The following is a 25,376-nucleotide window of genomic DNA, read 5'->3' as shown; positions in this document are numbered from 1 at the left end:
GCCTTTTTTAATGCCTAAAATTTACACCAGAATTGCCATTATTTAGATGATAATGGCAGGGATCTGCACTTTATTATACAATTAGCTCATTCTTATCTAATTAATAGAATTCGTATCAAATAATGGAAATTCAAGAAACAATCGCAGCACAAGCAACAGCCCCAGGTAGAGGTGGTGTTGGCATTATTCGTGTATCAGGTTCTATTGCACGTGAAGTTGCAGATAAAATATTAGGTAAGTGTCCTAAAACAAGATATGCCGAATACCTACCTTTCAAAAACCTTAAAGGTGACGAACTAGACCAAGGGATCGCCCTTTTTTTTGAAGGACCTAACTCTTTTACTGGTGAGGATGTATTAGAGCTTCAAGGTCATGGTGGCCCTATATTACTAGATATGCTCCTTAAAGAAATTTGCAAGATAGAAAAAGTACGCATCGCCAGACCAGGTGAATTTTCAGAACGTGCATTTTTAAACGATAAAATGGATTTGACTCAAGCTGAAGCCATTGCTGATTTAATCAATGCAAATTCAGAACAAGCAGCACAAAGTGCCCTACACTCTTTACAAGGAAAGTTTTCAAAGCATATAAACACCCTTGTTGAACAAGTAATACATCTAAGAATGTATGTTGAAGCTGCTATTGATTTTCCTGAAGAAGAAATCGATTTTTTATCTGATGGAAAAGTGTCAGGTGATTTAAATAACATCATCATACAATTAGATGAAGTAATGCAACAAGCTAAGCAAGGTTCAATTATGCGTGAAGGCATGCGAGTTGTTATTGCTGGCAGACCTAATGCGGGTAAGTCTAGTTTATTAAATGCTTTAGCAGGTAGAGACGCAGCTATAGTAACTGATATTGCTGGCACGACTCGAGACGTACTCAGAGAACATATACATATTGATGGTATGCCATTACATATTATTGATACAGCAGGTTTAAGAGAAAGCCCAGATATAGTCGAACAAATAGGTATAGAGCGTGCTTGGGATGAAATAAATCAAGCAGATCGCGTTTTATTTATGCTTGATGCAACTGACAGTATCGAGACAGACCCACATGAAATTTGGCCAGAATTTATTGATAAATTACCTAAAAAAATGGAAATTACAGTAATCCGTAATAAGGTAGATTTATCAAATGAGCAAGTTTGTTCGCAAGAAATTAACAACCAAACAGTCATTAATTTAAGTGCGAAAAACAACTCAGGTATCGATTTAGTAAAAGATCATTTAAAACAAATTATGGGATATAAAGGTTCTACTGAAGGCGGATTTATGGCTCGAAGACGTCATTTAGAAGCTTTAAATCATGCAGCTGAACATTTAGAGATAGGTCAAACTCAATTAGAAATGCACATTGCAGGTGAGTTATTAGCCGAAGAACTGAGATTAACACAACAATATTTAAACGAAATTACGGGGGAATTCACCTCCGATGATCTGTTAGGTCAAATATTTAGCTCATTTTGTATTGGTAAATAATGCTATTTATCGAAAATATATAATACATAAAACACGGTTAAAACCCCTATCCCCTGTCGCTTATTTGCTTTTTAAGGGTTTTAATTGTATTTATGATACTTAGAAAGATCATATATTTCTTACATTAAAACCTTTAATTCCAAGTTTTTTTATTAGTAATGCTAAGCGATCTAACCTCCATGATCTCATCTCATCAATACGACCATGACGTACAGTATAGCCAATTTTTGATTGCGTATTGACCCCTAATAAGTGATACTTATCAGACTCTAATTGAGACTCTTGAGCAAAAAACTCATGGATCCCATTTGCTTCTACCAAACGAATAAATTCCCCTTCTTTGATCTTATGAAAAATGATCCCCATACAAAACACCATAATAAACGTAACATTTTGTCATTATGTAATTAATAAGATCTTTAAACTAGTCAAAAACTATAATTTAAAATAAAAAATCTAGAAATAAAGCCAGCGGATCACTTTTAAAATGCGATCAATTGACTTTTTTTATATTAATTAGATCTAAAAAAATATCTTTTAGATCTATAACAAAAGAAGAAAAGCTGTATTTATTAAATTTTTATATCAGATCTATCCACAATGTAAGATCAACGATAAAAAACAACTGATCTATAATCAAAAAGCAAAATAATTAGACAGATCAAACAAACTAAAATACATAATGGCACTTAAAGTAAAAGTAAGATCAATTTAATGACAAATTAATAACGAGTTTCCCCAAGTTTATCAACAAGATGATCTCATATTTGTGATCATTGAAATTAAAAATAAAACATTAAAAAACATCAAGTTAAAAACAGAAAGGTTAAATAAGAATAAAAAACAAACAAACACTATAAAATTATATTCACAATCGATCTATCCCATTTATTAAAAATAAATTATGATCATAAAAAGATAATAAAATTAATAAACAAACAGATCATGACAGAAAAAATCATTCACATTATTGTTGGCAGCCAAATGGGATCATCTGAATATGTTGCAGATCAACTAAATGGCATATTACAAAGTAAAGGTTACAGTTGCCAGCTACATGAACAACCCAATTTAGAGCAGATACCTATCAGTGATGTAATTTGGTTAATTTGCACTTCTACGCATGGCGCTGGAGAATTACCTGATAATTTACAATTACTTATAAAGCAAATAAATAATCATTCGCAGTTGAAAAGCTTAAGTTATACTGTAATAGGGCTTGGTGATACAAGTTATGATACTTACAATAAAGCAGCTAAAGATGTAGATCTATTATTAAAAACTAAACAAGCTAATCAGATAATGGAAGTGTTAGAAATTGATGCAATGGATGAAAACTTACCAGAAGATATAGCGATCGCTTGGTTACCTAACTGGTTATCTTCTATTTCACAAAAGAACCTTTAAGATCTAATATTAATAGGTTATACACAATATATAGTAATTTTAGATCCAACTGTTAATAAACCTTGATCAAGTTGCGTATATAGGGAGTATTATCCACTGGATAAATATTTGCATCCATTCCTCTGTGTATAACAAGGTCTTTTGATCAGAGCTTTTACATGAGATGATCCGATCATATTAACAAGTAAGATCTTCTACAAGCTATTGAACTAAATATATAAAAGTGACTTATATACAGAAATTAAGCTCTATAGTAGTAAGATCAATAAAGATCTCTTTAAAAGATCCTTTATTTATATAAGATCCTTTAAAAGATCGTGAGTAAAAAATAACCATTTCACTTCTTTAAAATTCTAGGTAGAATACGCTCCCTTTTGAAAATTGATGGCTTATTGGAGTAGGATCGTTAGATGATTTTTCATGAACATTTTGATGTAATTGTTGTAGGTGGTGGACATGCGGGTACAGAAGCTGCGTTAGCATCTGCAAGAATGGGTATGAACACTTTGCTGTTAACTCAAAATATAGATACCTTAGGTCAAATGTCATGTAATCCCGCAATAGGTGGGATAGGTAAGGGACATCTGGTAAAAGAAATTGATGCTTTAGGTGGTGCAATGGCAAAAGCTATTGATAAAGCTGGTATTCAATTTAGAACACTTAATTCATCTAAAGGCCCAGCAGTTAGAGCTACGCGAGCTCAAGCAGATCGAATGCTTTATAAAGCAGCTATTCAGGATATTTTAGAAAACCAAGAAAATTTAAAAATATTTCAACAATCTTGCGATGACTTAGTTGTTGAAAATGATCGCGTAACAGGCGTTGTAACTCAAATGGGTTTACGTTTTTCCGCTGGATCAGTTGTTCTAACTGTTGGAACTTTTCTTGGTGGCCGACTTCATATTGGACTTGAAAATTTTAGTGGTGGCCGTGCCGGTGATCCGCCTTCAATAGCACTTGCGAATCGCTTACGTGAATTACCATTTAGAGTAGATCGTTTAAAAACAGGAACACCACCACGTATAGATGCGCGTACCGTTGATTTTTCTGTAATGCAAGAGCAACCTGGAGATACACCAACACCCATTTTTTCATTCATGGGTAAACAGTCTGATCATCCAAAACAGATCCCATGCTATATTACTTATACAAATGAAAAAACTCATGATGTGATCCGCGATAATTTAGATCGCTCTCCTATGTATGCAGGAGTGATCGAAGGTGTGGGTCCGCGCTATTGTCCTTCAATTGAAGATAAAGTAATGCGATTTGCTGATAAAGATCAGCATCAGATCTTTGTAGAGCCTGAAGGTTTAACAACTCATGAACTTTATCCTAATGGAATTTCAACAAGTTTACCTTTTGATGTTCAAGTTCAAATTGTCAGATCTATGAAAGGTTTTGAAAATGCACATATTTGTCGACCTGGATATGCTATTGAATATGATTTTTTTGATCCAAGAGATTTAAAACAATCACTTGAAACAAAGTTTATTGAAGGTTTGTTTTTTGCTGGTCAAATAAATGGCACGACTGGATATGAAGAAGCGGGAGCGCAAGGCTTAATTGCCGGTTTGAATGCAGCATTAAAAGAACAAGGTAAAGATGCTTGGACGCCACGCCGTGATCAAGCATATATAGGCGTATTGATTGATGATTTAGCAACTATGGGCACAAAAGAACCTTACCGTATGTTTACTAGCCGTGCTGAATATCGTTTATTATTACGAGAAGATAATGCTGATATTAGATTAACTGAAAAAGGCCGTGAATTAGGATTAGTTGGTGATGCCCGTTGGAAAGCTTTCAATGAGAAAATGCAAGCGATTGAAATTGAAAGTCAAAGATTAAAAAGTACTTGGATCCATAAAGAGCATGAACAAATAAATGCAGTTAATGATCTCTTAAAATCAGCTTTATCTAGAGAAGCAAGTTTAGAAGATCTGATCCGCCGCCCTGAAGTTAATTATAAAACATTGACTCAGATCCCTGGTTTAGGATCTGAAATTGAAAACAAGCAGGCATTAGAGCAAGTTGAAATCCAAATAAAATATGCTGGATACATTGCACGTCAGCAAGAAGAGATAAATAAACAACTTCGCCATGAAGAAACTTTATTACCAGCTGATTATGATTATTCAATTGTTTCGGGTTTATCAAATGAAGTCGTTGCTAAATTAACAGATGCAAGGCCACAAACAATTGGTCAAGCATCGCGAATTTCTGGTATCACACCTGCTGCTATATCACTATTACTGGTATACTTGAAAAAACAGGGCCTGATTAAAAAGATGGCTTAGTAAAAACTTGTTATCCCTAATGTTCTCATTAGGGATATTTTTTATGTTGTATTATAAACGTAACTTAAATTTCATTACTTGATAGTAATATCAATATTGAATACAAAATATGCAATTAAAGGTATCGTGTGTTATTAGAACAATTAAATGAATTACTCGCGCAAACATCTATTGAATTAACAGATGAGCAAAAATTAAAATTAGTAAAGTATGTTGAGCTGTTAGATAAATGGAATAAAGCTTATAACTTAACTTCAGTGAGAGAACCTTCTCAAATGATGGTTAAACATATTTTAGATGCGCTTGTTGTTGCACCTCATATTAATGGTAAAAATTATATTGATGTTGGAACTGGACCAGGACTTCCAGGAATTGTTTTAGCGATTGCATTACCAGACACACAATTTATTTTGTTAGACAGTTTAGGTAAACGTGTTAGATTCTTAACTCAAGTGAAACACGAACTTGGTTTATCTAATGTGACGCCTGTACAATCAAGAGTTGAAGAATATCAAGCTCCGGTAAAATTAGATGGTGTTTTAAGTCGTGCTTTTGCTTCAATACAAGATATGCTCCAATGGTGTGAACACTTAATTGATGATTCAGGTAAATTTATTGCACTTAAAGGTCAATATCCTGATGAAGAACTTGCATCTTTGCCTGAAAATATTAAATTTGAAGAAAATATAATACTTGAAGTTCCTGGATTAGATGCGCAAAGGCATTTAATTATTTTAAATAAAGCATAATAAAAACTTAATCAGGGGATACTGTGGCAAAAGTTATCGTCATTGCTAACCAAAAAGGTGGTGTTGGTAAAACAACCACTGCGGTTAATTTAGCTGCTTCGATGGCAGCAACAAAACGAAAAGTATTATTAATCGATTTAGATCCTCAAGGTAATGCCACTATGGGTAGTGGCATTGATAAGTATGGTGATGTTTCCACTGTTTATGATCTCTTAGTTGATGAAAAGCCCTTTGAAGAAATTGTAGAAAAAGAAACTTCAGGTGAATATCATTTAATTCCAGCAAACGGTGATGTCACTGCTGTTGAAGTGAAATTAATGGAATTATTTGCTCGTGAAGTCAGATTAAGAAATGCTTTAGAGCTAGTTAAAGAGCAGTACGATTTCATTTTTATTGACTGCCCACCTTCACTTAATATGTTAACAGTTAATGCAATGACAGCTGCTGACTCTGTTTTAGTACCAATGCAATGTGAATATTACGCATTAGAAGGTTTAACTGCATTAATGGAAACGATCACCCAATTAGCAAAACTAGTTAATCCTGATTTGAAAATTGAAGGTATTTTGCGAACCATGTATGATCCTCGTAATCGTTTAGCCAATGATGTATCTGAGCAACTAAAACAACATTTTGGCGAAAAAGTTTACCGAACTGTCATTCCTAGAAATGTAAGATTAGCAGAAGCGCCTAGTTTTGGCTCTCCCGCGATGTATTATGATCGCACTTCTACGGGCGCTAAAGCTTATTTGGCATTGGCAGGTGAAATACTGAGACGCAAAGAACAGGTCGAAGTTGCATAATTTTTAAAGGTAGTAAATTACAATGTCTGCTAAAAAACGTGGTCTTGGTCGTGGCTTAGATGCCTTATTGACATCAAGCAAACCTGCTGTAGCTAAAACAGCACAGACATCAATCGATTCGGTTGAAATCACACAAAATTTAGAAAAAAGCGAATTACAAAATCTACCAATAGAGTTTATTAAACCTGGTAAATATCAACCTCGTAAGGATATGTCTGAGCAAGCATTAGAAGATTTAGCTAGCTCGATTCGTTCGCAAGGTGTAATACAGCCAATAGTTGTTCGTGAATTATCTAAAGATAGTTATGAAATTATCGCAGGTGAACGACGTTGGCGTGCAGCACAGCTTGCTAGTTTAGATTTAGTACCTTGTCTTATCAAAAATGTTGCAGATGAAGCTGCTGTTGCAATTGCACTCATTGAAAATATTCAACGTGAAGATCTTAATGCAATGGAAGAAGCAGTTGCACTTGATCGATTATTAAATGAATTTGAACTCACGCATCAACAAGTTGCCGATGCAGTTGGTAAATCGCGTACAACAGTAACAAATTTAATGCGTTTAAATAACTTAAATGAAGATGTTAAAAAGTTGTTAGAACATGGTGATTTAGAAATGGGCCATGCACGTTGTCTATTAGCTCTTGAAGGTTATGTACAATCGGATACTGCGCGCCAGGTTGTGGCTAAAGTATTAACTGTACGTGAAACTGAAAAATTAGTGAAATCAATTTTAGAACCGATTCCTGAAAGTGTTAAGGTTGAAAAAGACCCAGATGTCAAACAGTTGGAGAAGCAGTTAACTGATAACTTGGGAGCTAAAGTTGACATAAGTTACAATAAAAAAGGCAAAGGGAAGCTTGTTATTTCATATACAAACTTAGCTGAACTTGACGGTATTATTGAGAGAATTAATTCTGACACACTTGAAGAATGAATAAATATCTAACTCATATCTAAACTTCGAATAAATATCAGCCTTTCAGAGGGTTTTCTCTTATATTTATTTGCACTCAAGTTACAATTATTTTGCGCTATTAATGTGCATCACAAGTTGCAAAACTGGCAGAAATAAGTATAATTTCGCCAGTTTTTTTGTAACTTGAAATTTTTAGCGACGTAAAGGTTAACAAAACGTGAATAATCGCTTAGCTCAGCCATTACGTACCGCAGCATTTAAATTAATCATATTTCAAGCGAGTGTAGCACTCATTGCTGCAGCCATAATTTTTATGGGTTGGGGGTCAAAAGCAGGTTTATCAGCAGTTGCTGGCGGATTTGTTTGCGTTATCGCCAATTTAGTATTTGCAGTCTATGCATTTAGATATTCTGGTGCTAGACAAGCAAATCAAGTATATGTTTCGTTTAAACGAGGCAGTGGATTAAAATTTTTATTAACCATATTTTTATTTGCATTGATTTTTAAGTCTGTTCAGGTGGTGCCATTAGCATTTTTTGCCTGTTACATACTGATTATGTTCATGCAGTGGTTTGCACCTTTGTTTTTTAAAAAATAATGGTGAAATTAACTTTTTCTTTAACTTTTAAACTTTAACTTTAGGATAAAACATGGCTGCTGAAGAGCAAACCCTACAGGGTTACATCAAGCACCATTTAACGAATGGACAGGTTGCCCTAACCGACGATCCGACAAATTCGTTTATGGTACTTAATGTAGATACCCTTGCATGGTCCATTGGTTTAGGACTGATATTTTTATGGATATTTAAAAGTGCTGCAAATAAAGCAACACTTGGCGTTCCAGGAAAATGGCAGTGTCTAATTGAGATGGTTGTTGAATTTGTTGATCAAAATGTGAAAGATACTTTTCACGGTAAAAGCAAATTAATAGCTCCACTGGCCCTAACTATTTTTGTTTGGGTATTTTTGATGAATCTAATGGATTTAATTCCGGTAGATTTTTTACCTGCATTAGCTGGTCAGATTGGCGTAGCGACTGGTGCTGTTGAAAGCTCCCATGATGTATACATGAAAGTAGTGCCTACAACAGATTTAAATCTAACTGCTGCTTTAGCGATTGGTGTTTTTGCGTTAATTATATTCTATTCAATTCGTGTTAAAGGCATGATGGGTTTCATTAAAGAGCTTACATTACATCCGTTTAGCGCTAAAAACCCTTTTGTACAAGCACTGCTTATCCCAGTAAACTTTATGATGGAAACGATTACGCTACTTGCTAGACCTATCTCTCTATCTTTACGTTTATTTGGTAATTTATATGCTGGTGAGCTTATTTTCATCTTGATTGCTGCGATTGGTTTATTCCAATTACCGCTTCATTTTGTTTGGGCTGTATTCCACATATTAGTAATCGTATTGCAAGCATTCATCTTTATGATGCTAACAATTGTATACCTAAGCTTAGCGTCTACGGATCACTAATTTAGATATATAAGAACAATTTTTTTAACTTTAACTTTAACTTTAACTTTAAAATGTCAATCGGAGACAAAAATGGAAATCTTTGAAGGTTTAAAACTTATCGCTGTAGCTTTACTAATCGGTTTTGGTGCCCTAGGTACTGCTATCGGTTTTGGTAACTTAGGTGGTAAATTCTTAGAATCAGCTGCTCGTCAACCTGAACTAGCTGCTTCACTTCAAGTAAAAATGTTTATCGTAGCTGGTCTTATCGATGCGATCGCTATGATCGGTGTTGGTATCGGTCTATTCATCCTTTTCACTTAATAGTTTTTTTCGTTTTACTAAACGAATCAAATTCTTATTATTTTTTTAATGAAAAGGAGGAGCGGTTATGAGTATTAATGCCACTCTAATAGGCGAATTAATCGCGTTTATCGTTTTTGTATGGTTCTGCATGAAATTTGTATGGCCACCACTTAACGGTGCGATTGAAGAACGTCAGAAAAAAATTGAAGATGGCTTAGCCGCTTCAGACCAAGCTGAAAAAGATTTGCAACTTGCGCGTGATAAAGCAACTGCTCAACTTAAAGATGCTAAGTCTCAAGCTGCTGAAATCATCGAACAAGCTAAAAAACGTGCTACGCAAATCGTTGATGAGGAAACTCACCGCGGTCACGAAGAACGTGAAAACATTATTGCCCAAGGTCACTCAGAAATTGAAGCCGAACGTAATCGTGTTAAAGAAGACCTGCGTAAGCAAGTTGCTTCTTTAGCGGTTGTCGGTGCTGAGAAGATTATTGGGCGCGAAATTAACGAAGCTGCACATAGTGACATTGTTGAAAAACTTGTTGCTGAGCTGTAATTGGAGGTCTGAGCATGTCTGAATTGACTACTATCGCTCGTCCTTACGCTAAAGCGGCTTTCGAATTTGCCGTTGATAATAATGCTGTTGCTGATTGGAACAACATGTTGGAGTTTGCTGCACAAGTAGCAAGCAACGAACAAGTACTTTCATATGTATCAAGCAAAGCCTCAGAAGAACAAGCTGAAATATTTATTTCAGTTTGTGCTGAGCAAATCAACGAATACGGCCAAAACTTAATTAAAGTTTTAGCCGAAAATGGACGTTTAATTGCTCTGCCAGCTGTTGCTGAATTATTCACTGAATTTAAAGCTGAATATGATAAAGAAATTGATGTAGACATCACTTCTGCAACAGAACTTGCTGTAAATCAGCAAGAAGCATTGGTTAGCGCGTTAGAAAAACGTTTTTCACGCAAAATTAAGCTGAATTGTAGTGTTGATGAAACACTTGTTGGTGGCCTTGTAGTAAAAGCTGGTGACAATGTAATCGATGGCTCTATACGCGGTAAATTAGACCGTCTAGCCACAACACTTCAATCGTAATTAGGAAGAAAGAGCATGCAACTTAATTCCACTGAAATTTCAGAACTAATCAAAAAACGTATTGAGCAGTTCGAAGTTGTAAGTGAAGCTCGTAACGAAGGTACAATTGTATCTGTTACTGATGGTATCATCCGCATCCACGGTCTTGCTGACTGTATGCAAGGTGAGATGATTGAGCTTCCGGGTAACCGTTATGCTATCGCACTAAACCTTGAGCGTGACTCAGTAGGTGCAGTAGTTATGGGCCCTTACGCTGACCTTAGAGAAGGCGTTAAAGTATTATCTACAGGCCGTATCCTTGAAGTACCAGTAGGTCCTGGTTTACTTGGTCGTGTTGTAAACACACTAGGTGCTCCGATCGATGGTAAAGGCGCGGTAGACAACGATGGTTTCGAACCAGTAGAGAAAATCGCACCAGGCGTTATCGAACGTCAATCAGTAGATGAGCCTGTTCAAACTGGTTACAAATCTATCGATGCGATGATCCCTGTAGGTCGTGGCCAGCGTGAACTTGTAATCGGTGATCGTCAAACAGGTAAAACTGCTTTAGCAATCGATGCAATCATTGCTCAAAAACACACTGGCGTTAAATGTGTATACGTAGCTGTAGGCCAAAAGGCTTCTACAATTGCTAACGTAGTACGCAAGCTAGAAGAGCATGGCGCTTTAGAGAACACAATTGTTGTTGTTGCTTCAGCTTCTGAATCAGCTGCACTACAATTCTTAGCACCATTCTCTGGTTGTACTATGGGTGAATACTTCCGTGACCGCGGTGAAGACGCACTAATTGTATATGATGATCTGTCTAAGCAAGCAGTTGCTTACCGTCAAATCTCATTACTACTTAAGCGTCCACCAGGTCGTGAAGCGTACCCAGGTGACGTTTTCTATCTTCACAGTCGTCTTCTTGAACGTGCATCTCGTGTAAACGCAGATTACGTTGAAAAATTCACTAACGGCGCAGTAAAAGGTAAAACAGGTTCATTGACAGCATTGCCTATCATTGAAACTCAAGGTGGTGACGTTTCAGCGTTCGTACCTACTAACGTTATCTCAATCACTGATGGTCAGATTTTCTTAGAAACTGATTTATTTAATGCAGGTATCCGTCCAGCTGTAAATGCTGGTATCTCGGTATCTCGTGTTGGTGGTGCAGCGCAAACTAAGATCGTTAAGAAACTAGGTGGTGGTATCCGTCTAGCGTTAGCTCAGTACCGTGAGTTAGCGGCTTTCTCTCAGTTCGCATCTGATCTTGATGATGCAACTCGTGCTCAGCTTGAGCATGGTGAGCGTGTTACAGAGTTAATGAAACAGAAACAGTATGCTCCAATGACTGTTGCTGATATGTCTCTGTCTTTATTTGCTGCTGAAAAAGGTTACTTGCAAGATATCGAAATCGAAAAGGTTTTAGATTTTGAAGCAGGCCTTATTTCATATGCAAATAGCGCAAATGCAGAGCTTGTGGCTCAAATTAACGAAACTGGTAACTACAACGCCGAGATTGAAGCTCAGCTTAAAGAACTTCTAGAGAAGTTCAAAGCTACTCAAACTTGGTAATTTAGTTAGGTGATGTGATAGCGAAAGCAGTTACATCACCAAGATTCGGAGAAGAGCCATGGCCAGCGGTAAAGAGATAAAAAGCAAGATCGGGAGTATTAAAAATACTCAGAAGATCACCAGCGCAATGGAAAAAGTTGCAGCGTCTAAAATGAAAAAGGCGCAAGAACGTATGGCTTCAAGCCGTCCATATGCTGAAAATATACGCAAAGTGATTGGTCACATTGCACACGGTAGCTTAGAGTACAATCATCCATATTTGGAAGAGCGCGAAGCGAAACGTGTTGGTTATATTGTTATCTCTACAGATCGTGGTTTATGTGGTGGTTTGAACACGAATATGTTCAAAACATTAGTACAAAATGTTCAAGCGTTTAAAGCTCAAGATGTTGAAGTGGATTTTGCCGCAATCGGTAATAAAGCTGCTAACTTCTTAAGCCGTTTTGAAGATAAAGTACTTGCACAAGCCTCAGGTTTGGGAGATGCACCTTCTATACAAGACGTTATTGGTCCTGTGAAAATTATGCTTGATGCATATAATGAAGGAAAATTAGACCGCTTGTTCCTAGTATATAACAACTTTGTTAATACGATGAAACAAGAGCCAAAGATCGATCAGTTGTTGCCTTTGCCAAAAGCAGAAAGCCAAGCGCTTTCACACCGTTGGGATTACATATATGAACCTGATCCAAAAGCAATTTTGGATACATTAATGGTTCGTTTTGTTGAATCTCAGGTATATCAAGGTGTTGTTGAAAATGCAGCTTCTGAACAAGCCTCACGTATGGTTGCGATGAAAGCCGCAACAGATAATGCAGGCGATTTAATGGACGAGTTACAACTTGTATATAACAAGGCTCGTCAGGCAGCAATCACGCAAGAAATCAGTGAGATTGTAGCGGGTTCAGCAGCAGTTTAAACTGTTTAGGCAAAGTTAAACTAGAGGAATAGACATGAGTTTAGGTAAGGTCGTCCAAATAATCGGCGCTGTTGTGGATATTGAATTTCCACAAGATAGCGTACCAGCCGTTTATGACGCACTAAAAATTAAAAATGGCGATTTAGCGGGTTTGACTCTAGAAGTCCAACAGCAGCTAGGTGGCGGTGTGGTTCGTACAATCGCACTAGGTACTACTGATGGTTTACGTCGTAGCGCTGAAGTAGAAAACACAGGTAAAGGTATCCAAGTTCCAGTAGGTCAAGCAACGCTTGGTCGTATCATGAACGTACTTGGTGAACCTATTGATGAAGCGGGTCCAATTGGTGAAGAAGAGCGTATGGCTATTCACCGCGCTGCACCTAGCTATGAAGATCAATCAAGCTCTGTAGAACTTTTAGAAACTGGTATCAAGGTTATCGATCTTGTATGTCCATTTGCTAAAGGTGGTAAAGTTGGTCTGTTCGGTGGTGCCGGTGTTGGTAAAACTGTAAACATGATGGAACTTATCCGTAACATCGCTATCGAGCACAGTGGTTTCTCTGTATTTGCTGGTGTTGGTGAGCGTACTCGTGAAGGTAACGATTTCTATCATGAAATGAACGAATCTAACGTACTTGATAAAGTATCGCTAGTTTACGGTCAAATGAATGAGCCACCAGGAAACCGTTTACGTGTAGCACTAACTGGTCTTACTATGGCTGAGAAGTTCCGTGACGAAGGTCGTGACGTACTTTTCTTCGTAGATAACATTTATCGTTACACACTAGCAGGTACAGAAGTATCAGCACTTCTAGGTCGTATGCCATCAGCGGTAGGTTACCAGCCTACATTAGCTGAAGAAATGGGTGTTTTACAGGAGCGTATCGCTTCTACTAAAAATGGTTCAATCACTTCAATCCAAGCGGTATACGTACCTGCGGATGATTTAACCGATCCATCTCCAGCTACTACCTTTGCTCACTTAGATGCAACAGTAGTATTATCTCGTGATATCGCATCACTAGGTATCTACCCAGCGGTTGATCCACTTGATTCAACTTCACGTCAACTTGATCCATTAGTGATTGGTCAAGAGCATTACGATGCTGCACGTGGTGTTCAAACAGTACTTCAACGTTATAAAGAGCTTAAAGACATCATCGCTATCTTAGGTATGGATGAATTGTCTGATGAAGATAAGAACACAGTAATGCGCGCACGTAAGATTGAGAAATTCCTTTCTCAACCTTTCTTCGTAGCTGAAGTATTTACTGGTGCTTCTGGTAAATATGTATCTCTTAAAGATACTATTGCTGGCTTCAACGGCATCTTAAACGGTGAATTTGATGATCTTCCAGAGCAAGCATTCTACATGGTTGGTTCTATCGAAGAAGCGATAGAAAAAGCTAAAAACATGTAATTAGGAGTTTGTCATGGCTATGACTGTACAGTTGGATGTTGTTAGTGCAGAAGAAACAATTTTTTCTGGGCTAGTTGAAACTATCCAAGTAACAGGAAGTGAAGGTGAGCTAGGTATACACCCAGGTCACGCTCCATTACTGACAGCCCTAAAACCTGGAATGGTACGTTTAGTAAAGCAACATGGTCAAGAAGAAGTGATTTTTGTTGCTGGCGGTACACTTGAAGTTCAACCTTCATCTGTAATCGTGTTAGCTGATATTGCAACAAGAGCTGAAGACTTAGATGAGCAAATAGCCCTTGATGCAAAACGCAAAGCTGAAGAGCATTTAGCGAATTCATCAGCTACAGATTTAAGTTATGCAGAAGCAGCGGCAGAATTGTCACATGCAATAGCACAACTTAAAGTACTGCAAATGATGCGTAAATAACCTTTCAGGTTATAAAAAAACCACCTTAGGGTGGTTTTTTTATGTCTGTAAATTAGCTTTTTAGTCTGCAGTATTAATAATATTTCATCATTTGATGAGAATTTAATGAAAAACTCCTATTAAATCTTTCGATTGTTATAAAAAAGTTGTTTTTAAGCACTTTTTATTTTAGGTTGAGCCTTCGTACCTGTTACATAATAAAATAAAGAAGAATGAAAATAAAAAAAGTTAATTTTTCGACAAATGTTAAAACGGTAAAGTTTGGAGCTTGGTGTTTGGATCCAAGATTACAAACAATAACTGATGGCGATGTGAAGAAGGAACTTGAACCGCTTTTGTATAAACTATTGACCTATTTAATATTAAATCGTCAAGGTATTGTTACCAGAGAAGAGTTAGTCGATGAGGTATGGCAACAGTCTTATGTTGATGATAATGCGATTAATAGGGCAATGAGTGAACTGAGAAAGGTATGTAAGTCAGACTTGCAACCAGGCCTTGTATTAAAAACCCATTACAGGAAAGGCTATAGCTTTTTACTTGATGTTCAATTTGTAGAATATCAAGAAAAGGATGATATAAATGTCTCTATAGATGCTAATGATATGGAGCTTAATACCAACCATGAGCTAGTTACTAATGATAAAAAATTAGTGGGTAAGCAAAAAAAACAACCCAAAAATTTATTTTTTTTCATGGTTATATTATTAGTCACAGGCTTAGTTTTTTACGCGTACTATTTTATAACTCCAAAAGAAAATACAAGCATCAATAATATTAATTATGTATCAGACATATTTTCTTGGAAAAAAGGTACTTATGAATTTCCAACTTTATCTCCTAGTGGTAAGTATTTAGGTTTTGCATTTAAAGGGGTTAATTCACCTGTAAGTAATTTACATGTCAAAGATATGGAAAGTTTAATAAATTATACAATTGTAGAAAGCCAATATGATGTATATCCCATAGGTTGGTCAAACAAAGGTCATAACTTAATTTACCAATTGATCAGTATAGGTGATATTGAGTTATGTGAAATTTGGATGGTAAATTTATTAGCTGAACCAAATAAATCTAAACATAAAAAGCTTTTTGAATGTAAATCATCTTATATATTAAGTGCGAGTAGTTATAAAAATAAGATAATTTATACTAAATATGGATATAGAGGTAGGCTAAATACCGCAGCTTTAATGACACGAGACCTATCAACAGGAAAAGAATTTCAAGTGTCATTACCAGGTCAAAAAGCATTAGGTGATTATTTTGTTAAAATTTCAAAAAACTTTGATAAGTTAGTTTTTTTACGTTTTCAACATTATGGGACTCAAGTTTTTATTGCAAATATTGATGGTAGCAATCAAAAAATGATTGCGGATGTTAATTATATAATTAGAACAGCCAGTTGGGATGAGGCATCAAAAAACATTACTTGGTTTAACAGAACTGAAAAAGAGCTAAATAAATATAATATCGTTACCAACAACTTAGATAGATTTGTGATTAATTCTAAAGAAGAAGTGAATGATTTAATTCTTGATGCAAATGATAATTTATTAATAACAACTAAGTGGAGTGATTATGACTTAGTAAATCTAGAGTTAGATACAAAACAAGTTTCTAGTTTTTCAAATATGATTTTGAAAGAAAGGTTAGTAGCCCCTTTAGCGCAACATCAGGATGCTATTTTATTAGTTGAAGGTAAAAAGCATGCTATTTGGCATGTACAAGCAAGTCAAAGAAAAAAAATAATAGAGTTAGATTTTTTAGATACCGTTGCGATTGCTGTTTCTCCGAATGAAACTCAATTATTAGTAGCACGAAATAACTACTTATATTTTTATTCTCTAGGAAATAATCAGCTTATTCATAAAGTTGAAATTGACGGGCAAATTCAAACTGCAGCTTGGGGAGCTAATAACAAAACAGTCATTTATACTGTATCTTCATCCGATTTAAATAAAGCGTATATTTGGATTTATGATATTAATAACCAAAAGTATAAACAGGTTTCAAATTCAAATGTTCTTGATGCAAAAATGATATCTGATACACATATCATTTATTTAGATGATCAATATCAGTTTATTTTGCAAAATCTAGAAGATAATCAAATAGAGGAAATATTAGACTTAGGAGCTGAGGCTGAAGTTGTATGGACCCATGATGGTGATAATTTGTATTACTCAGATCATGTTTTTATCTATAGAAAAAAAATTCATGATAAATCTCCTGTTGAGGAAGTTTACAAAGTTAATAAAGATTTAGAAATAATTACTTCATTATCAAGTAATCAAAATTCTAACTCAAAAACTTTATATTTTAGTTTAATGAAAAATAATCCTAATTCACTTATAAAAATGACGAAAATAAAAGAACAGTTGTTTTAAGTGATTCTTTGAAATGTTACTGAAACATTATCATCATAATAATCAGTACTTTAGTTTAGATTGTTATGGTAATTTATAATTATTTTATAAGTAATTTTTTCTTAAATATTGGTAAGATAGCTGCGCGTAGTAAAAAATTATTAACTAAAAATTAGTATTATTTAAAGGGGCAAAATATGAAATTTAAATTAAATAAGAAAAAACTAAAAAACTTATCTAAAGACTATAAAAAATTACCTGTTGAAATGACCGCAAAAATAGCTGCTGGTAGAGGTGACTTTGTTCAAACAAGCGATCCTACAGAAACTAGATGTGGTGTTGAATTATATGTTTAAAATTGAGTAAATTAACAACTTGATAAGAACTTAAATCTATAAACAGCCTTTAAAGGCTGTTTTTTTATTCAAAAATAAATTCTACAGATTTTTACTTCACTAATTTTATAGTTCAGTACCCATCAATCGATTTTATAAGTCGCCATTTATACAGTTCAAACTGTTATCTTTATTTTAGTTTTTTTATCTTAAAAATATAAACATATATATAAGCTATTTAAATGTTATTTTAAAATAACAATTAAATCTAAGTTACTAATTTTAATCAGTTAATCTTTTTTTTTGTGATTTGTACATCATTCTTTTTTATACCATTATGACATTTCCGTTTAATAAAATTGAAAGGCAAGATATGTACAAAATTAATATTGTATCTCCAGAAAATTTTTTAAGTTTTGATTTAGGCTGTCTTTATGAGGTGTTTTCATTACCTCAAGTTGTAGATAGTGGAATTGAATTGCAAGCTTCAAAAGACTCCGAGTTACCTCTGAATTTGGATCAATCGAGCATAGTCATATTTTGTGGATGGGATCAAAAAGTAAATTTATCAAGAATTGTCATAAATAAAATAGAAGAATTTTTGTATCAAAAGGGAAATATCGTTGTTGTTGGTGAGAGTGTAATAAATATACTTAGACAGCATATTAATATTGATTTATTTAGTGCTAAAAAACAGATATTACTTTTAAATTCGGGTTTAAGTGTTCTTGAATGGGCTATAGAGTATGTCGCTGAGAAAAAAGGATTACATATTGCACAAGATATGGCTGAGCGTCTTAGTTTATGTCCTAATAAAGTATCTCTTATATTAAAAAAGAATACTTCAGATTTATCAAAATGCTCTATGAGGTTAAAAAAAGTATTAGTCTGGGCTGAAGCTAATTTAACCGATATTCACTCAATAGACATGTTGGCCGATCGTGCTTTTATGTCTCGAAGAAATTTTGATCGACAATTTCGGGCTGTATATCAACAGAGTCCTAAAGAATGGTTAACTCAAAAAAGACTGTCACTTGCAAAAACATATTTAGAGGATACTGAATTATGTATTGAGGAAATTGCAGGAGTTGCAGGGTTTGCCAATGCCATTAATTTCCGAAATAATTTTAGATCTTGCATTGGTATTTCGCCAAGTACATATAGATCAAATTTTGCAGGTGTTGCGTGAAAAAATTTGAGAGCCTTATGCCCTATTACGAAATTTCTATTGAGCAGCCGATATTTGCATTATTACTAGACTGTATTTCACAGCCGATATTAGGGTTATTACCACCCCCTGTTTCTAATAAAATATCATCTTCTAAATCGATTAATTCAATTTGATCATCTAAATCTTCATTTTTTTTATCAAGCATGACTATGTTCCTTTAAGTTGAAAAGTAAAATTATTCATACATCAGCATAGAGGAATGAGTTGATTTTAAAAGTTTTTAAAAATAAGTTGTCTGGTTATTATTTATATTTGTCTTTAAATTTGTCTCGCTTTTTTGTTGGCTGATATTTTACAGTGCTTGGCTGGATTTTGTTTTTAATGCGATATGGCAGATTGTAAGATAAAAGTTAAAAGTCTAATGGGATGCACTGTGGATATATATAAACCACTCAAGGTGAATGAACTAATTCAGAATAGGAAAGTTCAATTTCTAAAAGATCTTGTAATTAAGCCTGAAGAATTGAGTGCTCCTGATAATAAAATTTCTCTAGCTGATATCGAGATGTCTAAATATCAAAAACAGCAGTTCGATGACACTTTTAAAAAAAAATATATCAAGGCAAGTTCTGATGGCTTTTTATTTTTGACCATAATGCCTACAGAAAAATGTAATTTTAGATGTGTTTATTGTTATGAAGACTTCCAAATTGGAAAGATGGACGTTAAAACAGTTCATGCTATAAAAAACTTGTTATCTCATTCTGCCCCAACGTTAAAAAACTTGGTGATTACTTGGTTTGGTGGTGAGCCTACATTAAATACAGCTGCAGTATTTGACATATCTGAGCATATTTTACTTTTACAATCTGAATTCGGTTTCAAATATAGTGCGAATATGACAACAAATGGTTATTTACTCGATCTTACAATGCTTGAACAGCTGGTTAAGTTTGGCGTAAGTGAGTTTCAGATCTCATTAGATGGCGATCGAATATTACATGATTCAACAAGAGTTCAACTAAGTGGTAAGGGGAGTTTCAACCAAATTTGGTCAAATCTTTTAGCTTTCTCACACTCAAATCTGTCTTTTCATATTCAGTTACGAATACATATTACTGAAAAAAACTTATCCTCAGTGATTTTGCTTGGAAAAAAAATAAAAAGTAACTTTGCTTTAGATAAAAGATTTTCAGTTATTTTAAAGAATATTAGTGATTTTGGTACGGGTCATAATTCAGGAAATGTCAAAGCACTTGTTCCTATTAACTTGAAACAGAAACTTGAACAGTTAAAAACGATTTATAGAGATTTAACAAATACACCAAATATAAAAGATATTTATATTTGTTATGCATCCATGCCTAGACATGTTGTTATTCGAGCCGATGGGAGCTTGTCAAAATGTACTGTAAAACTTCATGAAGATGATAATAAAATTGGAAAAATTTGTGATGATGGCAGATTGCAGGTTGATGATAATAAATTTTCATTTTGGACTGAAGGTTTTGAAGAAATTAATTTATCAAAATTAGCTTGTCCAGCGCAAAATTTAAAATCAAATTTAAAAAGTATTTCAGATATTCCAATAATAACAACTTTTGATTAAAACCTAACTTCGAGAAAAATAATGGTTAAAAAGAAACGACAAATATTTAGAACAGAAGTTATAGAAGCGATGACTGCAAGACATGGCGAAGTTATATTGATCAGGCCTGTCAGCTTTAGTGTAATTATGGGTTTTATATTATGTATTTTATTCATGGTCTTGTTATTTTTATCTTTTGGTGAGTACACACGCTCTATACCCGTTAAAGGCGTTTTAAAAAGTTATGCAGGTGATACCGAAATTATGGCCTATCAACCTGGGGTTATTGAGCAGATGTATATCAAAGAAGGTGCTGTCGTTAAACAAGGGGATCCTATTTATAAAATAAGAACTGATAAACAAGGAAAGGATGGTTCAGTTAATAATAAATTAATAGACAGTATTACAGGTAGCATTGCGCTTATTAATAAAAAAATAAACTATCAACAAGAGCTTAATAAACTTGAAGTTGAAGATATAACAAGGGCTGTTGCTACTTACAGAAAAAAAGCAGTTCAAACAGTTGAAGAAATAGAAATAAAAAAAGATTATATGAAGTTATTGCGTTCTGAATTATCGATAATTTCAAAATTAAAGGCATCACAACAAGCATCTCAAGTAGAGTACAACGCTAAATATGCTCAAGTTCTTGAGGCTAGATTAGCTTTAAAGTCTCTTGTTCGAAGCCGTATAGAGCTGATAGATCAAGCAGAAACATCTGAAAAAACAAAAAGAAATATAAAGCTACAGGGTAAGTCTATGATAGTAGGCTACCAGCAAAGTGTGGCTGACTTAGAGCGCGATTTGGCAAATATAGAATCTCAGCAGTTTTATATTATCAATGCACCTAATTCAGGAATTGTTGCTAATGTTTTGTATAGACAGGGTCACTTTGTTGAAATTAATAAACCTTTGATGGTTTTGTTACCAGAAGATGACCTGCTGGTAGCAGAAATATATATTCCAACTAGTGCGATAGGACAAATGGAAGTCGGTCAGGCCATAAACCTAAAATACCATGCATTCCCTTATCAAAAATTTGGTTTATTCGAAGGTGAGATTTCGAGTATTTCAAAAACACTCATAAAGCCATTTCAAGCAGAAGTCGAAGATTTAGTTCAAGGTCCATCATATAAAGCGACAGTGGCACTTAAAAATCAAAATATTGGAATTAATAATAAAAAAGCAATCCATTTGCAAACAGGTATGCTACTTGATGCTGATGTTATTGGTGATACTCGAACCATGTTTGGCTGGATTTTTGAACCAGTTATTTCTTTAATCAGCAGGAATTAGTATGGATAACGTGATAAATAAGCTGAGCTTTAGCAATAAGAAAAAGCTTCCTGTTCTTTTACAAAGTGAAGCCGCTGAATGTGGATTAACCTGTATTTGTATGATTGCTAATTATTATGGGCATAAAATTGATTTATTTAGTTTAAGGCGTAAATACCCTATCAGTTTGAAAGGTGCAACACTTAAGCAGCTTGTTAATATAGCTGCTCAGTTAAAAATGACTGGGCGTGCGCTAAAAGTCGAGCTTAATCAATTAAAAAGTCTTAATACACCAGTAATTTTACATTGGGATCTAAATCATTTTGTTGTTTTAAAAGCTGTGAAACGTAACGGTATAATCATTAATGATCCAGCTAAAGGGGAGGTTTTTATTTCAATGGAAGTGGCTTCAAAGTCATTTACAGGCATTGCAATGGAAATTCGACCAACAGATGATTTTATAGAAAAAGATGAGGAATTAAAGTTAGGTTTAGGGGTTTTATGGAAAAGTATTACAGGATTAAAACGTAGTCTAGCACAAGTTATTGTTTTATCTTTGGTATTACAGTTTCTTGCTTTGTTAGCGCCTTATTTTATTCAGTTAGTGGTAGACAATGTTGTAATCACAGATGACCGGCGATTTCTATTTGTATTAGGGTTAGGGTTTTCTTTGTTGTTATTACTTAAAGTTGCTACTCAAGCTATACGCTCATGGGTTGTGGTTTATCTAAGAACAACACTGGGAATACAGTTAGTATCTAATTTATTTAGGCATATGTTAAGACTCCCCATGTCTTGGTTTGGTAAGCGTTTTATCGGCGATATTACTTCAAGATTTAACTCTTTAGAGTATATAAAACAATTATTAAGTGGTGGTTTTGTTGAGGGGATCGTTGATGGCATGATGGCTATTATCACTTTGATCATGATGTATGTATTTTCTCCTCAGTTAGCATTACTGACAACAACGGCATTCATTTTTTATACTATTTCAAGATTTGCTTTGTTTCAGCCCATGCGTAATCACACTAAGGAAAAATTACAGTTAAAGGCTGTTTCAGATAGCTTATTTTATGAATCGGTTAGATCGGTTCAACCGGTTAAAATTTTCAGTGGTGAAGCAATTCGTCAGTCAAAACTTGAAAATGCTAATGCAGATTGGATGAATGCAGACATAAAGTTAGGAAAGTTAACAATCGCTTATGTCACATTTAAAGAATTATTACATGGCATGGAATACGTACTATTAATTTGGATTGGCGCTTATTTAATTCTCGATGGAGATATGACTGTAGGTATATTATTTGCGTTTTTAGCTTATAGACAGCAATTCACTACAAGTGCACAAATACTGATCGAAAAATTATTCGAGTGGCGAATGATGGGGTTACATTTAAGTCGAATTGCTGATATTGCATTAGAAGAGCAAGAATCTGCACTTGAAACAGAGCATCCTGAATTAGAGCGTGTTGAAGGTAAAATTGAACTTAAAAATGTTTCATATAGGTACAACGACAATGAACCTTATATATTTGAAAATCTATCATTAACTATTAAGTCTGGTGAATGTGTTGCATTAATAGCACCTTCAGGGTTTGGTAAAACAACATTAATGAAAATAATAATGGGTTTATTGCCACCTTCTACAGGTTCTGTTTTGCTTGATGGTAAAGATATTTTACAAATAGGGCTGAGCAACTATAGAAATGTTACGTCTGCTGTAATGCAAGGTGATGATCTGTTATCAGGTTCTTTGGGTGACAATATTAGCTTTTTTTCCATTGAACAAGATATGGAGAGGCTAGAAGCCGTCGCAAAAAATGCATTTATTTATGACGATATTACGGCTATGCCAATGGGATTTCACTCTTTGGCAGGTGATATGGGCAGTACACTTTCAGGGGGACAAGTTCAGCGAATTTTGATAGCAAGAGCCCTATATAAAGATCCAAAGATACTTTTCTTAGATGAAGCAAGTAGTGCATTGGATACTCAAACTGAAAGGCAAATTAACATTGCTCTTAAAAATATGGGCATAACACGCATAATGATCTCACACAGGCAAGAAACAATTAATATGGCTGATCGGATCATAGATCTGAGTAAGTTAAATAATGACGATCACCAAATTAAGCCAGAATCAGAAAGTACTCATTCTAAATTGAAGATTGTTAAATAATATATATAACTCATATTTGAGGATGTTTTTCATGAATAAAGTAAAAATGTTATTGCTGACAATATTTTTGATAAGTAATTTTTTTGGACTGTCTCATGCAAGTTCAGGCAATAATTTAACCAGTGAAGAAAAAATTTATGGTCTTTCTCTATTTTGGAAAGAGGTTAGCTATAATTTTGCATATTTCGATCAGGTAGAAGATTTAGATTGGGATGCCACTTATTTATCGTATATTCCAAAAGTAAAAGCGACAAAAAATAACTTTGAATACTATAGAGTAATGAGCAAGTTTGCCGCAAAACTTAATGATGGCATGACTTATATTAAGATCCCTGAATCGCTAGTAAATCAATATGTTGATTTTCCTAGAGTTAAATTAGCTGAAGCTGAAGGTATGGCGATTGTTATTGCCGTAGAAGACAAATATAAACAACAAATTCCTTTAGGCTCAATTGTACTAGAAGTTGATGGACTAAAAACATTAGATGTATTAAAAACAGATGTTTTTCCGTATATCAGTAGCTCTACAGATCACATTAGGCTTGATTGGGCGATTAAGGGAAACAAAAGCCATGGCTATGGATTATTAGCTGGAAAACCGGGAAGTATTGTTGATATTAAACTTCAGCTTCCAGATGCAAGTATTAAAAATGTACAGCTAAAACGAGATTTAGCTGCTAATAAAATAACCTGGCATTCTTCTGAGGGAGTCGCACGTAAAGAAATAGAAAATAAAGAAGCTATTTCGGTTCGTTTTCTTGATAAAGATGTTGTTTATATTGCTTTGAATAATTTTAATGATATTGAACTTGTTGATAAATTTAAAAAATTAATACCAAAAATGCAATCTGCTAAAGGGCTCATTTTAGATTTACGTTTTAATCGTGGCGGCAATACTATGATAGTTGAAGATATACTTAAATATCTAACATTTCATGATTTGACTGGCGCAAAAAGTAAAATGCGCATCCACAATGCGACATTTAAAGCATGGGGTAAATTTGCTCAAAACTATACTTGGGCTAAGAAGTATGAGTCTTATTTTCTTGATCAAGCTTGGACTGAGTTAGACCCAGATATTATATCTTCTGATGATGTAAATAAACTAGATAAAATAGTTGTGCCAACAGCGATACTTATTGGTCGAAATACCTCAAGTTCAGCTGAAAACTTCTTAATTTATGCCAGTGGAGCTGAACATTTCACAACAATAGGTGAGCCTACATTTGGTAGTACAGGACAGCCATTAATAATTGACTTACCAGGTAATGGAACGGCTAAAATTTGTACGAAACGTGATACTTATGCAGATGGCCGTGATTTTGTGGGTTTTGGCATAGAACCAGATATAAATGTAGAACGTAAAATGTCTTATTATTTAACCAAAAAAGATCTTGTTTTAAATGTGGCTATTCAATATTTAAAAGATAAAAGTGGTAAAACCTCACTCATTGCATCTAAATAATCACTTAGAATAATAAGCTGTTATATTTTAAAAAGCCGCTAATTTTAATAAAATTAGCGGCTTTTTTATTGTTCACTAAGTAATTAATCTTTGTTAATTTTCTTGTGATTTCTCAATTTATAACATCAATTAT

Annotated in this window: 24 protein-coding genes; 22 read left to right on the top strand and 2 right to left on the bottom strand. The window is 34.4% G+C overall.

What is annotated here, in order from left to right:
* The first annotated feature begins 122 nt into the window (after window positions 1-122).
* Window positions 123-1,487, top strand: a complete 1,365-nt coding sequence (mnmE, locus tag BM088_RS08950) for a tRNA uridine-5-carboxymethylaminomethyl(34) synthesis GTPase MnmE (RefSeq protein ID WP_091982933.1) — start codon at window positions 123-125, stop codon at window positions 1,485-1,487.
* A 108-nt stretch (window positions 1,488-1,595) separates the two neighbouring features.
* Here mnmE and BM088_RS08945 read toward each other — a convergent pair whose 3' ends face one another.
* On the bottom strand, window positions 1,596-1,853 hold the full coding sequence (locus BM088_RS08945; RefSeq protein ID WP_091982930.1) for a hypothetical protein: 258 nt from the start codon (window positions 1,851-1,853) through the stop codon (window positions 1,596-1,598).
* A 579-nt stretch (window positions 1,854-2,432) separates the two neighbouring features.
* Here BM088_RS08945 and mioC point away from each other — a divergent pair.
* The 17 genes from mioC (at window position 2,433) to BM088_RS08865 (ending at window position 18,754) form a co-directional block, all read left to right on the top strand.
* Window positions 2,433-2,894: an FMN-binding protein MioC gene (mioC, locus tag BM088_RS08940; protein ID WP_091982928.1), complete on the top strand. Its 462-nt coding sequence runs from the start codon at window positions 2,433-2,435 to the stop codon at window positions 2,892-2,894.
* A 410-nt stretch (window positions 2,895-3,304) separates the two neighbouring features.
* On the top strand, window positions 3,305-5,194 hold the full coding sequence (mnmG, locus tag BM088_RS08935; RefSeq protein ID WP_091982925.1) for a tRNA uridine-5-carboxymethylaminomethyl(34) synthesis enzyme MnmG: 1,890 nt from the start codon (window positions 3,305-3,307) through the stop codon (window positions 5,192-5,194).
* Between the two features lie 128 nt (window positions 5,195-5,322).
* Window positions 5,323-5,943, top strand: coding sequence for a 16S rRNA (guanine(527)-N(7))-methyltransferase RsmG (rsmG, locus tag BM088_RS08930; protein WP_091982923.1), 621 nt, complete (start codon window positions 5,323-5,325; stop codon window positions 5,941-5,943).
* 23 nt (window positions 5,944-5,966) lie between these two features.
* Window positions 5,967-6,746 (top strand): ParA family protein, encoded by a 780-nt coding sequence (locus BM088_RS08925; RefSeq protein ID WP_091982921.1) that lies wholly within the window; start codon window positions 5,967-5,969, stop codon window positions 6,744-6,746.
* Between the two features lie 22 nt (window positions 6,747-6,768).
* Entirely contained in the window at window positions 6,769-7,683 is a 915-nt protein-coding gene (locus BM088_RS08920; RefSeq protein ID WP_091982919.1) for a ParB/RepB/Spo0J family partition protein, read from the top strand.
* Between the two features lie 199 nt (window positions 7,684-7,882).
* Entirely contained in the window at window positions 7,883-8,263 is a 381-nt protein-coding gene (locus BM088_RS08915) for an ATP synthase subunit I (RefSeq protein WP_091982917.1), read from the top strand.
* A 52-nt stretch (window positions 8,264-8,315) separates the two neighbouring features.
* Entirely contained in the window at window positions 8,316-9,149 is an 834-nt protein-coding gene (gene atpB / locus BM088_RS08910) for a F0F1 ATP synthase subunit A (protein WP_091982915.1), read from the top strand.
* 72 nt (window positions 9,150-9,221) lie between these two features.
* Window positions 9,222-9,452: a F0F1 ATP synthase subunit C gene (gene atpE, locus BM088_RS08905; RefSeq protein WP_091982913.1), complete on the top strand. Its 231-nt coding sequence runs from the start codon at window positions 9,222-9,224 to the stop codon at window positions 9,450-9,452.
* Window positions 9,453-9,519: 67 nt separating this feature from the next.
* Window positions 9,520-9,990, top strand: a complete 471-nt coding sequence (gene atpF / locus BM088_RS08900) for a F0F1 ATP synthase subunit B (protein WP_091982911.1) — start codon at window positions 9,520-9,522, stop codon at window positions 9,988-9,990.
* 14 nt (window positions 9,991-10,004) lie between these two features.
* The gene (gene atpH, locus BM088_RS08895) at window positions 10,005-10,535 is read left to right on the top strand and encodes a F0F1 ATP synthase subunit delta (protein ID WP_091982909.1); all 531 of its coding nucleotides are present in this window, start codon (window positions 10,005-10,007) and stop codon (window positions 10,533-10,535) included.
* Between the two features lie 15 nt (window positions 10,536-10,550).
* On the top strand, window positions 10,551-12,092 hold the full coding sequence (gene atpA, locus BM088_RS08890) for a F0F1 ATP synthase subunit alpha (protein WP_091982907.1): 1,542 nt from the start codon (window positions 10,551-10,553) through the stop codon (window positions 12,090-12,092).
* Window positions 12,093-12,150: 58 nt separating this feature from the next.
* Window positions 12,151-13,011, top strand: coding sequence for a F0F1 ATP synthase subunit gamma (atpG, locus tag BM088_RS08885; RefSeq protein ID WP_091982905.1), 861 nt, complete (start codon window positions 12,151-12,153; stop codon window positions 13,009-13,011).
* Between the two features lie 34 nt (window positions 13,012-13,045).
* A complete protein-coding gene (gene atpD / locus BM088_RS08880) occupies window positions 13,046-14,431 on the top strand; it encodes a F0F1 ATP synthase subunit beta (RefSeq protein ID WP_091982904.1) in 1,386 nt (461 codons plus the stop codon).
* A 13-nt stretch (window positions 14,432-14,444) separates the two neighbouring features.
* Complete coding sequence (locus BM088_RS08875; RefSeq protein ID WP_091982902.1) at window positions 14,445-14,861, top strand: F0F1 ATP synthase subunit epsilon; 417 nt, start codon at window positions 14,445-14,447, stop codon at window positions 14,859-14,861.
* Between the two features lie 275 nt (window positions 14,862-15,136).
* Window positions 15,137-17,251, top strand: coding sequence for a winged helix-turn-helix domain-containing protein (locus BM088_RS08870; protein ID WP_177207997.1), 2,115 nt, complete (start codon window positions 15,137-15,139; stop codon window positions 17,249-17,251).
* A 176-nt stretch (window positions 17,252-17,427) separates the two neighbouring features.
* Window positions 17,428-17,586, top strand: coding sequence for a hypothetical protein (locus BM088_RS27185; protein ID WP_177207996.1), 159 nt, complete (start codon window positions 17,428-17,430; stop codon window positions 17,584-17,586).
* Between the two features lie 352 nt (window positions 17,587-17,938).
* The gene (locus BM088_RS08865) at window positions 17,939-18,754 is read left to right on the top strand and encodes a helix-turn-helix domain-containing protein (protein ID WP_177207995.1); all 816 of its coding nucleotides are present in this window, start codon (window positions 17,939-17,941) and stop codon (window positions 18,752-18,754) included.
* Between the two features lie 25 nt (window positions 18,755-18,779).
* On the opposite strand, the gene BM088_RS27180 is transcribed toward BM088_RS08865, so the two are convergent.
* Window positions 18,780-18,941: a hypothetical protein gene (locus BM088_RS27180; protein WP_177207994.1), complete on the bottom strand. Its 162-nt coding sequence runs from the start codon at window positions 18,939-18,941 to the stop codon at window positions 18,780-18,782.
* Window positions 18,942-19,169: 228 nt separating this feature from the next.
* Between BM088_RS27180 and BM088_RS08860 the strand changes: the two genes are divergently transcribed.
* The 4 genes from BM088_RS08860 to BM088_RS08845 are packed head-to-tail and all read left to right on the top strand — an operon-like array spanning window position 19,170 to window position 25,243.
* Window positions 19,170-20,345, top strand: coding sequence for a radical SAM protein (locus BM088_RS08860; RefSeq protein ID WP_177207993.1), 1,176 nt, complete (start codon window positions 19,170-19,172; stop codon window positions 20,343-20,345).
* Window positions 20,346-20,366: 21 nt separating this feature from the next.
* Window positions 20,367-21,620, top strand: coding sequence for an HlyD family secretion protein (locus BM088_RS08855; RefSeq protein WP_091982895.1), 1,254 nt, complete (start codon window positions 20,367-20,369; stop codon window positions 21,618-21,620).
* A gap of 1 nt (window position 21,621) precedes the next feature.
* The gene (locus tag BM088_RS08850; RefSeq protein ID WP_091982892.1) at window positions 21,622-23,778 is read left to right on the top strand and encodes a peptidase domain-containing ABC transporter; all 2,157 of its coding nucleotides are present in this window, start codon (window positions 21,622-21,624) and stop codon (window positions 23,776-23,778) included.
* Window positions 23,779-23,809: 31 nt separating this feature from the next.
* Window positions 23,810-25,243, top strand: a complete 1,434-nt coding sequence (locus tag BM088_RS08845) for a S41 family peptidase (RefSeq protein ID WP_177207992.1) — start codon at window positions 23,810-23,812, stop codon at window positions 25,241-25,243.
* Window positions 25,244-25,376: the final 133 nt, after the last annotated feature.

This window comes from Pseudoalteromonas denitrificans DSM 6059, from assembly GCF_900112265.1.
GTDB lineage: Bacteria > Pseudomonadota > Gammaproteobacteria > Enterobacterales > Alteromonadaceae > Pseudoalteromonas > Pseudoalteromonas denitrificans.
The sequence above is the reverse complement of the archived record's forward strand: the minus strand, read 5'-3'. Positions and strand labels throughout refer to the sequence as shown.